The organism is Streptomyces bambusae (assembly GCF_019400985.1).
GTDB lineage: Bacteria > Actinomycetota > Actinomycetes > Streptomycetales > Streptomycetaceae > Streptomyces > Streptomyces bambusae_A.
On the sequence record NZ_WTFF01000184.1, the window covers coordinates 1 to 14,889 of the forward strand.

Below are 14,889 nucleotides of genomic sequence, written 5' to 3' on the forward strand. Positions count from 1 at the left end.
CTACACGCGTAACACGCTCGGCGGCTCCATATGGTTAGAAGAGCCAGCAACTGCTGCGCGCGGCCCAGGCCGACCAGGGGCCGTTCGCGGGCGTGCTGTCCCTGCTGTCCGCGGACGACACGGCCGACGCGGCCGACGCGGCCGACGCGGCCGACGTGCACGGCACCGGACCGGCCGCCGCCACCCTCGCCCTCGTCCAGGCCCTCGACGACGCCGGTATCGAGGCCCCGCTGTGGGCCGCGACCCGGGGCGCCGTCGCCGCCGGGCCGGAGGACGCCCCGCGCAGCGCCGCCCAGGCGCAGGTCTGGGGCCTCGGCCTGGTGGCCGCGCTGGAGCGGCCCCAGACCTGGGGCGGCCTCGTGGACCTGCCCGCCGAGCTCGACGAGGCCGCCGCCGGCCGCCTCGCCGCGCTGCTCGCCCGGCCGGACGGCGAGGACCAGGTCGCGCTGCGCACGGCCGGCACGTACGTACGCCGCATCGTCCGCGCCCCGCTGCCCGAGCAAGCGCCGGCCCGGGTCTGGGAGCCCGCCGGCACCGTCCTGCTCACCGGGGCCGCCGGCCCGCTCGGTGCCGAGGCGGCCCGCAGACTCGCCGACGCCGGCGCCGAGCGGCTGCTGCTCACCACGGACCCCGCCGGCAGCACCCCCGCGCTGGAGGCCCTGGCAAGGGAGCTGGCGGACCGCGGGGTCCACGCCACCGTGGCGGAGTGGGACGGCGCGGACCCGGCGGCCCTCGCCAAGATCGCCGCCGCTGCGCAGGAGGCCGGGGCGGCCGTCCGTACGGTGGTCCACGCCGCCGCGCACGTCGAACTCGCCCCGCTCGACGTGACGACGGCCCGGCACCTCGACGAGGCCGTCGCCGCCAAGGTCCCCGCGGCCCTGGCCCTCGACGAGGTCTTCGGCGCCGACGGCCCGGCCCTCGACGCCTTCGCCCTGTTCTCCTCCGTCACCGGCTACTGGGGCGGCGGCGAGCACGCGGCCTTCGCCGCGGCCAACGCCCACCTCGACGCCCTGGCCCAGCAGCGCCGCGCCCGCGGGCTGCCGGCGACCTCGGTCGGCTGGGGCGTGTGGGACCTGTTCGACGCGGCGGAGCACCCCGACGAGGCGCGCGAGCTCCACGAGCGCTCCGCGCAGCGCGGACTGCCGCTGCTGGACCCGGCCGACGCCCTGCAGGCGCTGCGCGCGGCCCTCGACCACGACGAGACGGCCGTGGCCGTCGCCGACGTCGACTGGGACCGCTTCCTGCCCCTGTTCACCTCCGCCCGCACCGGACGCCTCACCGAGGACGTCCCGGAGGCCCGCCGCATCCTGGAGGCCGCCGCCCGGCCCGGTACGGCGGCCGGGGCCGACGGCGGCGCGGCCGACGCCCTGCGCCACAAGCTCGGCGAGCTGTCGGGCGAGGAGCAGGACCGGATGCTCTGCGACCTGGTGTGCGGCCACGCCGCGGCCGTCCTCGGCCACGCGTCGGCCGGCGCCGTCGACGCCCAGCGGGCCTTCAAGGACCTCGGCTTCGACTCGCTGACGGCCGTGTCCCTGCGCAACGGGCTCGGCGCCGCGACCGGTCTCACCCTGCCCGCCACGATGGTCTTCGACCACCCCACCCCCGCCGCGCTCGCCGGCTACCTGCGCGGCGAACTCCTCGGCACGGCCGAGCGGGAGCAGGCGACCGTGGAGTCCGTGCACGGCGGACTCGACCGCCTGGAGTCCGACCTGCTCTCGCTCGCCCTCGGCCATGAGGAGCGCAAGAACCTCACCCGCCGCCTGGAGACGCTCCTGTCCCACTGGAAGGACGCCCAGGCCGTGTCGGACACCGGATCCGTCAGCGAACAGCTCGACTCCGCGTCCGACGACGAGATCTTCGCATTCATCCGCAAGGAATTCGGCCGCCCGGAGTAAGGGCGTCCTCCGGTCAGGTCACTACGAAATCCAGCTCTATCCGAGAGGTTCGAAGAGGTCCCCATGGCGACGAACGAAGAGACGCTCCGCGATTACCTCAAGTGGGTCACGGCCGATCTGCACGAGACCAGGCAGCGGCTGCGCGAGGTCGAGGACGCCGGTCACGAGCCCATCGCCATCGTCGGCATGGCCTGCCGCTACCCCGGCGGCGTCGCGTCGCCGGAGGACCTGTGGCGCCTGGTCGCCGAGGGCGGGGACGCCATCGGCCCGTTCCCGGAGGACCGCGGCTGGGACCTCGAGGCGATCTACGACCCGGACCCGGAGCGCCCCGGCCGCACGTACGTGAAGGAGGGCGGGTTCCTCTACGAGGCCGGCCACTTCGACCCGTCCGTCTTCGGCATCTCCCCGCGCGAGGCCCTGGCCATGGACCCGCAGCAGCGGCTCGTCATGGAGGCCTCCTGGGAGGCGTTCGAGCGCGCCGGCATCGACCCGCACTCGGTCAAGGGCAGCCGTACCGGCACCTTCATCGGCTGCTACAACCTCGACTACTGCTGGTCGCTGCCCGAGATCCCCGAGGGCTACGAGGGACACCTGACCACCGGCAGCGCGGCCAGCGTGGTCTCCGGCCGCGTCGCGTACACCTTCGGGCTGGAGGGTCCGGCCGTCTCCGTCGACACGGCCTGCTCCTCCGGCCTCGTCGCCCTGCACATGGCCGCCCAGGCGCTGCGCGCCGACGAGTGCTCCATGGCGCTCGTCGGCGGTGTCACCGTCATGTCCACCCCGCTGGAGTTCATCGGCTACAGCGAGCAGCGCGGCATGGCCGCCGACGGCCGCGGCAAGGCCTTCTCCGCGGACGCCGACGGCATGGCGCTGGCCGAGGGCGCCGGCATCCTCCTCGTCGAGCGGCTCTCCGACGCCGTACGCAACGGGCACCCGGTCCTGGCCGTCGTCCGCGGCACCGCCACCAACCAGGACGGCGCCTCCAACGGCATGACCGCCCCCCACGGCCCGTCCCAGCAGCGCGTCATCAAGGCGGCGCTCGCCAACGCCCGCCTGACCACCCAGGACGTGGACGTGGTCGAGGCGCACGGCACCGGTACCGCGCTCGGCGACCCGATCGAGGCCGGCGCGCTGCTCGCCACGTACGGCCGGCGCCCGGCCGACGCGCAGCCGCTGCGGCTGGGCTCGGTGAAGTCCAACATCGGCCACACCCAGGCCGCCTCCGGCATCGCCGGCGTCATCAAGATGGTCATGGCGATGCGCGAGGGCGTCCTGCCCCGCACGCTGCACGCCGACCGGCCGTCCCCGCACATCGCCTGGGACTCCGGCGCCGTCGAGCTGCTGACCGAGGCGGCGGAGTGGAACGTCGGGGACCGGCCGCGCCGGGCCGGCGTCTCCTCCTTCGGCATCAGCGGCACCAACGCGCACGTCATCATCGAGCAGCACCTCCCGGCGACCGGGACCGACGCCGGGACCGCCGCCGGGGACGCAGCCCCGGCGGAGACTCCGGCCGAGACCCCCGAGCCGGCCGCCCCCTCGGTGCTCGGCGGCGGACTCGTGCCGTGGCCGCTGTCGGGCAAGACCACCGCCGCGCTGCACGGGCAGGCCGCCCGACTGCACGCGTACGCCGAGTCCCGCACCGACCTGGACCCCGCCGCCGTCGCCACGGCGCTGACCGTCACCCGTGCCGGGCTGGAACGGCGCGGTGTGGTCGTCGCGGCGGACCGGGACGGCTTCCTGGCCGGCCTGGACGCCCTGAGCGCAGGCCTCCCGGCCGCCGGGGTCGTGGACGGCACCCTGGTGAAGGGCGCCGACCGGCCGGTGTTCGTGTTCCCGGGGCAGGGCTCGCAGTGGGCGGGCATGGCCGTCGAACTGTACGAGTCCTCGCCGGTGTTCGCGGCGCGGCTGGACGAGTGTGCCGTGGCGCTGGCCCCGTACACGGACTGGTCGCTGCTGGAGGTGCTGCGGCAGGCGGACGGCGCGCCGGGCTTCGACCGGGTGGACGTCGTCCAGCCCGCGCTGTGGGCCGTGATGGTCGCGCTGGCCGAGCTGTGGCGTGCGGCCGGTGTGGAGCCGGCGGCGGTGATCGGTCACTCGCAGGGTGAGATCGCGGCTGCGGCGGTGGCGGGTGCGCTGTCGCTGGAGGATGCGGCGAAGGTGTCGGCGCTGCGTAGCAAGGCGATCGTCGCGCTGGCGGGCAAGGGCGGCATGGTGTCCGTCGCGGACACAGCGGAGGCCGTGGCCGAGCGCATCGCCGCCTGGGGTGACCGCCTGGCGGTGGCGTCGGTCAACGGCCCCCACTCGACCGTGGTGTCCGGCGATCCGGAGGCCCTGGACGAGCTGATGGCGGCCTGCGAGGCCGACGGCGTCCGGGCGCGCCGCATCAACGTGGACTACGCGTCGCACGGGCCGCAGGTGGAGTCCATCCGCGACGAGGTCCTGAGCCTGCTCGCCGGGATCACCCCGCGCTCCGCCGACTACCCGTTCTTCTCGACCGTCACCGCCGACTGGGTCGACGGCTCCGAGCTGGACGCCGAGTACTGGTACACCAACCTCCGTCAGACCGTCCGTTTCCAGGAGGCCGTGGAGGGCCTGCTGGAGCGCGGTCACGGCCTGTTCGTCGAGTCCAGCGCCCACCCCGTCCTGACCGTCGGAGTGCAGGAGACCATCGACGCGGCCGGCTCCACGGCCGTCACGCAGGGGACCCTGCGCCGCGACGAGGGCGGCCCGCAGCGGTTCCTGGCCTCCCTCGCCGAGGCCTGGACGCACGGCGCGCCCGTCGACTGGCAGACCGTATACGCCGACCAGGACCACGCCGGCGTCGACCTGCCCACGTACGCCTTCCAGCGCGAGCGCTACTGGCTGGAGGTCGCGGCCTCCGGTTCCGGCGACGTCTCCGCCGCCGGCCTCGGCGCCGCCGACCACCCGCTGCTCGGCGCCACCGTCCGCCTCGCCGACGGCGACCAGGCCGTGCTCACCGGCCGCCTGTCGCTGCGTACGCACCCGTGGCTGGCCGACCACGCCGTCGACGGCACCGTCCTGCTGCCCGGCACCGCCTTCGTAGAGCTCGCCGTCCGCGCCGGCGACGAGGTCGGCTGCGGCCGGCTCGACGAACTCACCCTGGAGGCCCCCCTCGTCCTGCCGGCCGACGGCGCGGCCCGCCTCCAGCTGGTCGTCGGCGGGCCCGAGGACGACGGCCGCCGGCCCGTCTCCCTGCACTCCCTCGCCGAGGACGCCGCCGACGGCACGCCGTGGACCCGGCACGCCACCGGACTCCTCGGCAGCGCCGCCGGCGAGGGCTCCTTCGACCTGGCCGCGTGGCCGCCGCCGGGCGCCGAGGCCGTCGCGCTCGACGGGTTCTACGAGGGACTCGCCGCCGCCGGCTACCAGTACGGCACCTCCTTCCAGGGCCTGACCGGCGTCTGGCGGCAGACCGGCGGGGAGGAGATCTACGCCGAGGTCGTGCTGCCCCACGAACAGCACGACGACGCCGCCCGGTTCGGGCTCCACCCGGCCCTGCTCGACGCCGCGCTCCACGCCGGGCTGGTGGCGGCCGCCCGCGGCGAGGCCGAGGGCATCCGGCTGCCGTTCTCCTGGAACGGCGTCACGCTCCACGCCGTGGGCGCCACCGCCCTGCGCGTGCGTATCGCCCCGGCCGGCGAGGACGGCGTCGGCCTGGAGATCGCCGACGCGGCGGGCCGCCCCGTCGCGACCGTCGACGCGCTGGTCTCCCGGGCCGTCACCGCCGCCGCGCTCGACGCGGGCCCGCGGACCTCCGACGCCCTCCACCGCCTCGACTGGACGGCAGTGCAGGACGCCCCCGAGGCCCCGGCCGCCGCCCCGCACGACTGGTTCCTCCTCGGCGAGGACCGGCTCGGCGTCGAGACCGCCTTCCAGCGGCTCGGGGTCTTCCCGCAGGTCTTCGACGACGTACCGACCGTCGGCGACTCCGTCGCGGCCGGACTCCCCGCTCCCGACGTCGTCGTCCTGCCGCTCGGCGGCGGCGCCCCGGCGGACCTGCCGGGTCTCGCCGACGCGGTGCGCGAGGAAGGCGCCCGGTTCCTGACCGTCCTTCAGCAGTGGCTGGCCGACGAGCGCCTCGACGGGTCCGTCCTGGCCGTCGTCACCCGCGGCGCCCTGGCCGCGAGCCCCGGCGAGGACGTCACCGACCTCACCCGCGCCCCGCTGTGGGGCCTGGTCCGCTCCGCGCAGGCCGAGAACCCCGGCCGGGTGCTCCTCGTCGACCTCGACCCGGCCGACGACGACGCGGCCGCGCTGCTCCCGCAGGCCGTCGCAGCCGCCCGGCACGCCGCCGAGCCGCAGGCCGCCGTCCGCGCCGGCGCGGTCCTGGTGCCCCGCCTGGTCCGGGCCACCGCCCCGGGCGGCGCCCTGACGCCGCCGCGCACGGGCACCTGGGAACTCGCCGCCTCCGGCGGCACCCTGGAGAACCTCGCCCTGACCTCCACGGCCGTCCGTACGCCGGGCGAGGGCGAGGTCCGCGTCGCGGTCCGCGCCGCCGGCCTGAACTTCCGCGACGTGATGATCGCGCTCGGCATGTACCCGGGCGAGGCGGCCATGGGCAACGAGGGCGCCGGCGTCGTCACCGAGGTCGGCCCCGGCGTCACCGACCTCGCCGTCGGCGACCGGGTCATGGGCCCGGTCCCGGGCGCCTTCGGCCCGCAGACCGTCGTCGACCGCCGGGTCGTCGCCAGGATTCCCGACGGCTGGTCCTTCGAACAGGCCGCCGCCGCCCCGACCGCCTTCCTGACCGCGTACTACGCGCTGGTGGACCTGGCGGGGCTGAAGGCGGGGGAGCGGATCGTGATCCATGCCGCTGCGGGTGGTGTGGGTTCGGCGGCGGTGCAGATCGCCCGGCACCTGGGCGCCGAGGTGTTCGGCACGGCCAGTGCCGGGAAGTGGGAGGCGCTGCGGGCGGCGGGTCTGGACGAGGCGCACATCGCGTCCTCGCGTGACGCCTCCTTCGAGGAGCGCTTCCTGGCCGCCACCGGCGGCGAGGGCGTCGACGTCGTCCTGAACTCCCTCGCCGGCGAGCTCACCGACGCCTCGCTGCGGCTGCTGCCGCGCGGCGGCCGGTTCGTCGAGATGGGCAAGACCGACATCCGCGACCCGCAGGCCGTGGCGGACGGACACGACGGCGTCGCCTACCGCGCCTTCGACCTCGCCGAGGCCGGCCCCGACCGGCTCGCCGAGATCCTCGCCGAGCTGGTGGGGCTGTTCGAGTCGGGCGCGCTGGAGCCGCTGCCCGTACGAGCCTGGGACATCCGCCGCGCCCCCGACGCCTTCCGGTTCATGAGCCAGGCCAAGCACACGGGCAAGATCGTGCTGACGGTGCCGCAGGGCTGGGACCCGGCGGGTACGGTCCTGGTCACCGGCGGTACGGGGACCCTGGGCGCGCTGGTGGCCAAGCACCTGGTCACGGAGCACGGGGTGAAGCACCTGCTGCTGACCGGCCGGCGCGGCCCCGAGGCCCCGGGCGCGGCCGAACTCGTCGCGGAGATCGCCGCGCTCGGCGGCTCCGCCGAGGTGGTGGCCTGCGACGCCGCCGACCGGGAGGCGCTGAAGGCCCTGCTGGACGGCGTACCGGCCGACCGCCCGCTGCGCGGCGTCGTGCACGCCGCGGGCGTCCTGGACGACGGCGTCATCGCCTCCCTCGACGCGGACCGCCTCGCGCGCGTCCTGCGGCCGAAGGCCGACGCCGCCGCCCTGCTGCACGAGCTCACCCGCGAGCTGGACCTGACCGCCTTCATCCTGTTCTCCTCCGCCGCCGGCGTGATCGGCGGCCCGGCGCAGGGCAACTACGCCGCCGCCAACGCCTTCCTCGACGCCCTCGCCCAGCACCGCGCCGCCCACGGCCTGCCCGCCACCTCCCTGGCCTGGGGCCTGTGGGACAAGGCCAGCGGCATGACCGGCCACCTGTCGGAGGAGGACGTGGCCCGCATGGCCCGCTCCGGCATGACCGGCTTCTCCCCGGCCGAGGGCCTGACCCTGCTCGACGCCGGCCACGCGGGCGGCGAACCGCTGCTGGTGCCCGTACGCCTGGACCCGGCGGCGCTGCGCGCCATGGCCGCCTCCGCGACCCTGCCCGCCCTCGCCCGCGGCCTGGTGCGCGCCACCGGCCGCCGCATCGTCGAGGCGGTGGACGGCGCCGGCGGCTCGGCGCTCGCCCGCAAGCTGGCCGCCCTGTCCGCCGACGACCAGCTGCGCACCCTGCTGGACCTGGTCCGCAGCCACGCTGCGGCCGTCCTCGGCCACTCCGGCAGCGAGGCCGTCGGAGCCGAGAAGGCGTTCAAGGAGCTGGGCTTCGACTCGCTGACCGCCGTCGAGCTGCGCAACCGGCTCGGCGGGGCCACCGGCCTGCGGCTGCCCGCCACCATCGTCTTCGACCACCCCACCCCGGCCGCCCTCGCCCGGCAGCTGCGCGGCCAGCTCGTCGGCGACGACGCGCCGCAGCCGCAGGACGCCCCGCTCGCCGCCCCGGCCGCCGCCGGCGACCACGACCCCATCGCGATCGTCGGCATGGCCTGCCGCTTCCCCGACGGCGTGGACTCGCCCGAGGCGCTGTGGCAGCTGGTCGCCGAAGGCCGCGACGCGATCGGCGCGTTCCCGGCCGACCGCGGCTGGGACCTCGACGGCCTCTACGACCCCGAGCCGGGCCTGCCCGGCCGCACGTACGTCAAGGAAGGCGGCTTCCTGCACGACGCGGGCCGGTTCGACGCCGAACTGTTCGGCATCTCCCCCCGCGAGGCCCTGGCCATGGACCCGCAGCAGCGGCTCGTCCTGGAAGGCGCCTGGCAGGTCTTCGAGCGGGCCGGCATCGACCCGGCCACGCTCAAGGGCAGCCGTACCGGCGTGTTCGTCGGCGCCGTCCCCTCCGGGTACGCCACCGAGCTCCACGACATCCCCGAGGGCGTCGAGGGCTACTTCGGCACCGGCCTGTCCAACAGCGTCATCTCCGGCCGCGTCGCGTACAGCTTCGGCCTGGAGGGCCCGGCGGTCACCGTCGACACGGCCTGCTCCTCGTCCCTGGTCGCCCTGCACCTGGCCGCCCAGGCGCTGCGCGGCGGCGAGTGCTCCATGGCGCTCGCCGGCGGTGTCGCGGTGATGTCGACCCCGGCCGAGTTCCTGGAGTTCGGGCGGCAGCGGGCGCTGGCCGCCGACGGCCGCTGCAAGGCCTTCGCCGGGGCCGCCGACGGCACCTCCTTCTCCGAGGGCGTGGGCGTCCTGCTGCTGGAGCGGCTCTCCGACGCCGAGCGCAACGGCCACCGCGTCCTCGCGGTCGTCCGTGGCTCCGCCACCAACCAGGACGGTGCGAGCAACGGCCTGACCGCCCCCAACGGCCCCTCCCAGCAGCGGGTCATCCGCCAGGCCCTGGCCAACGCCAAGCTCGGCGCGCAGGACGTCGACGCCGTCGAGGCGCACGGCACCGGCACCAGGCTCGGCGACCCGATCGAGGCGCACGCGCTGCTCGCGACGTACGGGCAGGGCCGCGCCGACGACCGGCCGCTGTGGCTGGGCTCGCTGAAGTCCAACATCGGCCACACCCAGGCCGCCTCCGGCATCGCCGGCGTCATCAAGTCCGTCCAGGCGCTGCGCGAGGGCGTCCTCGCCCGGACCCTGCACGTGGACGAGCCGTCCCCGCACGTCGAATGGTCCACCGGCGCGGTCGAACTGCTCACCGAGGCCCGTACCTGGCCGGAGACCGGCCGCCCGCGGCGCATCGGCGTCTCCTCCTTCGGCCTCAGCGGCACCAACGCCCACGTCATCCTGGAGCAGGCCCCCCGGCCCGCCGCGGCCCGGGACGTTGCGCCCGGGGCCGGCGGCCGGCCGGCCGTCTCCGCCGTCACGTCGGCCACGGTGCCGTGGACCCTGTCCGGCAAGAACCCGGCCGCCCTGGCGGCGCAGGCCCAGCGGCTCCACGACCACCTGGCCGCCGCCACCGACCTGCCGCTGTCCGACGTGGGCCTGTCCCTGGCCACCACCCGGACCACGCTGGAACACCGCGCCGCGGTCGTCCTGGGCAGCCGCGAGGAGGCCCTCGCCGGCCTCGCCTCCCTGGCCGCCGGCGCCCCCACCGCGCAGGTCGTCGCCGGCACCGCCGACCTCGACGGCAAGACCGTGTTCGTCTTCCCCGGGCAGGGTTCGCAGTGGGCGGGCATGGCTGTGGAACTCCTCGACGGCTCCCCGCTGTTCGCGGCCCGGTTCGCCGAGGTCGCCGCCGCGGTCGAGGCGCACGTCGACTGGTCGGTCGAAGGGGTGCTGCGGGGCGCCGAGGGCGCGCCGGAGCTGACCGCGATCGAGGTGCTCCAGCCGGTCCTGTTCACCGTGATGGTCTCCCTCGCCGAGCTCTGGCAGGCCGCCGGGGTCCGTCCCGATGCGGTGGTCGGCCACTCGCAGGGCGAGATCGCGGCGGCCGCGGTCTCGGGCGCCCTCTCCCTTCAGGACGCGGCGAAGATCGTGGTGCTGCGTTCGCAGCTGTTCGCCGACGAGCTGGTCGGCCGTGGCGCGGTCGCCTCGGTCTCGCTGGGCGCGGACGTCGTACGGGCGCGGATCGCGCCGTACGGGGACGCCCTGTCCATCGCCGGCATCAACGGCCCGGGCACGGTCACCGTCGCCGGCGAGGTCGCCCCGCTTCAGGAACTGGTGGCCGCGCTGGAGGCCGAGGGCGTCCGCGCGAAGGTCATCCCTTCCACCGTCGCCTCCCACTGCGCCCAGGTCGACCGGCTCAAGGAGCGCATCCTGGAGCTGCTCGCCTTCGTGGAGCCGCGCAAGGGCTCGGTCCCGCTCTACTCGACCGTCACCGGCGCGGTGCTGGAAGGCCCCGAGCTGGACGCGGCGTACTGGTACGAGAACTGCCGGCAGCCGGTGTCCTTCGAGCCGGTCGTACGCACCCTGCTCGCCGCCGGCCACCGGTTCTTCGTCGAGGCCAGCGCCCACCCGGTGCTCGTCTACGGCGTGATGGAGACCGCCGAGGCCGCCGGCACCGACGTCCTGGCGACCGGCACCCTGCGCCGCGACGAGGGCGGACCGGCCCGCTTCCAGGCCTCCCTGGCCGCCGCCTGGACCCGCGGCGCGGCCGCCGACTGGGCGGCCGTCCTGGCCGGGCGCGGCGCCCGTACCGTCGAACTGCCCACGTACGCCTTCCAGCAGCAGCGGTACTGGCTGGAGTCCGACACCGCCCCGGCCGCCCCGCAGGCTCCGGCGCAGGAGTCCGAGAGCGAGTTCTGGGCCGCCGTGGAGGCGGGCGACCTGGACGCGCTGGCCGCCACCGCCGGCCTCGACGGGGACCTGCCGCTGCGCGAGCTGCTGCCCGGCCTCGCCGAGTGGCGCCGCTCCCGGCGCGCCCGTTCGACCGTCGACTCCTGGCGCTACGGCGTCTCCTGGACGCTGCTGCCCGAGGACGCCGCCGACCGCCTCACCGGCAGCTGGCTCGTCGTCGAGCCGCCGGCCGCCACCGACACCGAGCGCACCGAGGCCGCCGTCGCCGCGCTCACCGCACAGGGCGCCGACGTCCGCCGGCTCGTCCTCGACCCGGCCGCCGCCGACCGCACGGCCTGGGCCGGCCGGCTGCCCGGCGAGGACTTCACCGGCATCGTCTGCCTCTTCGGCGACAGCGCCGACCGGGACGCCGTCGCCACCGGCACGCTCGTCCTCGTCCAGGCGCTCGGCGACGCGGGCGTCACCGCGCCGCTGTGGCTGCTCACCCGCGGCGCCGTCAGCACCTCTGCGGCGGACGGCCCCGCCGACCCCGTGCAGGCCCAGCTGTGGGGCCTGGGCCGGGTCGTCGCCCTGGAACAGCCGCGCACCTGGGGCGGCCTGGTCGACCTGCCCGAGACCCTCGACGAGCGGGCCTCCGGCCGGCTCGGCCGGGTCCTGGCCGGTCTCGGCGACGAGGACCAGGTCGCGATCCGCTCCGGCGGCGCCTTCGGACGGCGGCTGGTGCGGGCGGCGCTGGGGGAGCGGGAGCCGGTGCGTTCGTGGACGCCGCGTGGCACGGTGCTGGTCACCGGGGGTACGGGCGGGGTGGGTGCGCAGGTGGCCCGCCGGCTGGCAGCCACCGGCGCGGAGCACGTGGTGCTCACCAGCCGGCGCGGGCCCGGGGCTCCGGGCGCCGAGGAGCTGGCGGCGGAGATCCGAGAGCTGGGCGCCGAGGTCACCGTCGCCGCGTGCGACATGGCCGACCGGGCGCAGGTCGAGGCGGTCCTCGCCGCGATCCCGGCCGACCGGCCGCTGACCGCCGTCGTCCACGCCGTCGGCGTCGTCCAGACCACCCTCGTCGAGGAGATGACCGCCGACGACTACCGGCAGATCAACGCCGGCAAGATCGGCGGCGCCCGGCACCTGGACGACCTGCTCGGCGACACCGAACTCGACGCGTTCGTGCTCTTCTCCTCCAACTCCGGGGTCTGGGGCAGCGGCCGGCACGGCGGCTACGCCCCCGGCAACGCCTACCTGGACGCCTTCGCCCAGGCCCGCCGGGCCCGCGGCCTCACCGCGACCTCGCTGGCCTGGGGCGCCTGGGGCGGCGGCGGCATGATGGAGGGCGACGGCGTCGAGGAGTACATGCGCCGCCGCGGCGTCATCGAGATGGACCCCGACCTCGCGCTGGACGCCATGATCCAGGCCGTCGAGCACGACGAGGTGTTCCGCGCCGTCGCCGACGTCGACTGGGAGCGGTTCGCCCGGGGCTTCACCTCCGGCCGCCCCAGCCCCCTCATCGACGGCATCCCCGAGGCGCGCGCCGCGCTGAAGGCCGCCGAGGAACCGGCGCAGGCCGCCACCACGGCCACCGGCGCCGCGGCCCGGCTCGTGGAGCAGCTCACCGCCGCGAACCCGGCCGAGCGGGAGACCCTCCTGCTCGACCTGGTCCGCGACAAGGTGGCGGCCGTCCTCGGCCACGCCTCCGGCGACGCCGTCGAACCCGGCCGCGCCTTCAAGGGCCTGGGCTTCGACTCCCTGACCGCCGTCGAACTGCGCGACCGGCTCGGCGCGGCCACCGGCCTCAAGCTCGCGGCCACCATCGTCTTCGACTACCCGAACCCGGCGGCGCTCGCCCAGCACCTGGGCGGGGTCCTGCTGCCGGAGTCGGCGGCCCCGGTCGGCTCCGTCCTCGACGAACTCGACCGGCTCGAAGGCGCCCTGGCCGCCGCGCAGCCCGACTCCGACACCCGCACCAAGCTCAAGCAGCGCCTCGAGGCCCTGCTGTGGACGTTCGGCGACACGGCGGCCGACGAGGCCGCCACCGACGACGGCGCCCTGGAGTCCGCCACCGCGGACGACATGTTCGCCCTCCTCGACAAAGAGCTGGGCACCTCCTGATCCGACCTGATCGACCGGGAGGGGTGCCTTCCGGACCGGGCGTCGACCCGGACCGGAAGGCACCCCTTCCCCCTTCCACCCGCCGGCCAGCGATCCGCCCCACGGGGCCTCACGGAGATACCGACCATGGCGAACAACGAAGAGAAGCTGCTCGAATACCTCAAGCGGGCCACGGCCGACCTGCAGCAGACCCGCAAGCGGCTGCAGGCCGTGGAGGCGTCCGGCCACGAACCGATCGCGATCGTCGGCATGGCCTGCCGCTATCCCGGCGGAGTGACCTCCCCCGAGGACCTGTGGGAGCTGGTCGCGGCCGGCGGCGACGCCGTCGGCGGCTTCCCCGTCAACCGCGGCTGGGACATCGAGTCCCTCTACGACCCCGACCCCGACAAGCCGGGCACCAACTACGTCAAGGAGGGCGGATTCCTCCACGACGTCGACGAGTTCGACGCCGACTTCTTCGGGATCTCGCCGCGCGAGGCGCTGGCGATGGACCCGCAGCAGCGGCTGCTGCTGGAGACCGGCTGGGAGGCCGTCGAACGCGCCGGCATCGACCCCGCCACCCTCGTCGGCAGCCTCACCGGCACCTTCGTCGGCTTCAGCGCCCTCGACTACACCTCCGGCATCACCGAGGCCCCCGACGAGCTCCAGGGCTACCTCGGCACCGGCAACCTGGCCAGTGTCATGTCCGGCCGACTGGCCTACTCCCTCGGCCTGGAGGGCCCGGCCGTCACGATCGACACGGCCTGCTCCTCCGCCCTGGTCGCCCTGAACATGGCGGTCCGGGCGCTGCGGGGCGGCGAGTGCTCCATGGCCCTGGTCGGCGGTGTCACCGTCATGTCCAACCCGGCCGGCTTCGTCGAGTTCAGCCGGCAGCGGGCCCTGGCTGCCGACGGCCGCTGCAAGGCCTTCGCCGCCGCCGCGGACGGCTTCGGCCCGGCCGAGGGCGCCGGCATGCTGCTCGTCGAGCGGCTCTCGGACGCCCGCCGCGCGGGCCGCCGCGTGCTGGCCGTCGTACGGGGCACGGCGGTCAACCAGGACGGCGCCTCCAACGGCCTGACCGCCCCCAACGGGCCCGCCCAGATGCGGGTCATCCGGCAGGCCCTGGCCAACGCCCGGGTGCCGGCCGCCGAGATCGACGTGGTCGAGGCGCACGGCACCGGCACCACCCTCGGCGACCCCATCGAGGCCCAGGCCCTCCTCGCCACCTACGGCCAGAACCGGCCCGCCGACCAGCCGCTGTGGCTCGGCTCGGTGAAGTCCAACATCGGCCACACCTCGGCCGCCTCCGGCGTCGCCGGCGTCATGAAGATGGTCATGGCCATGCGCCACGGGCTGCTGCCGCAGACCCTCCACGTGGACGCGCCGTCCCCCAAGATCGACTGGTCGTCCGGGGCCGTGGAACTGCTCACCGAGGCCCGGCCCTGGCCCGAGACCGGCCACCCGCGGCGGGCCGGCGTCTCCGCCTTCGGCATCAGCGGCACCAACGCCCACGTCATCCTGGAGCAGACCCCGCAGGAGACCGCCCCCGACACCGCCCCCGAGGCGGGCGACGGACCGGCGGCCGCCGAGGAGCCGGACGGCGGGACCCGCCCGGCCGTGCTGGCCGGCGCCGTCACCGGCGCGCCCTGGATCCTCTCGGCCCGCACCGCCGCCGCCC

2 protein-coding genes and 1 pseudogene are annotated in these 14,889 nt (G+C 76.0%); all 3 read left to right on the plus strand.

Features of this window, described 5'->3' with window-relative positions:
* Positions 1-53 precede the first annotated feature (53 nt).
* Positions 54-1,895: pseudogene (locus GPJ59_RS23125) on the plus strand (SDR family NAD(P)-dependent oxidoreductase); the annotation flags it as partial.
* A gap of 63 nt (positions 1,896-1,958) precedes the next feature.
* Complete coding sequence (locus tag GPJ59_RS23130; protein ID WP_219669446.1) at positions 1,959-13,232, plus strand: type I polyketide synthase; 11,274 nt, start codon at positions 1,959-1,961, stop codon at positions 13,230-13,232.
* Positions 13,233-13,358: 126 nt separating this feature from the next.
* Positions 13,359-14,889, plus strand: a 1,531-nt coding sequence (locus GPJ59_RS23135) for a type I polyketide synthase (protein ID WP_219669447.1), incomplete at its 3' end; no start/stop codon positions are given.

Coding starts and splice junctions, on each gene's coding strand:
- GPJ59_RS23130 (WP_219669446.1), top strand. CDS start 1,959: ATGGCGACGAACGAAGAGACGCTCCGCGATTACCTCAAGTGGGTCACG.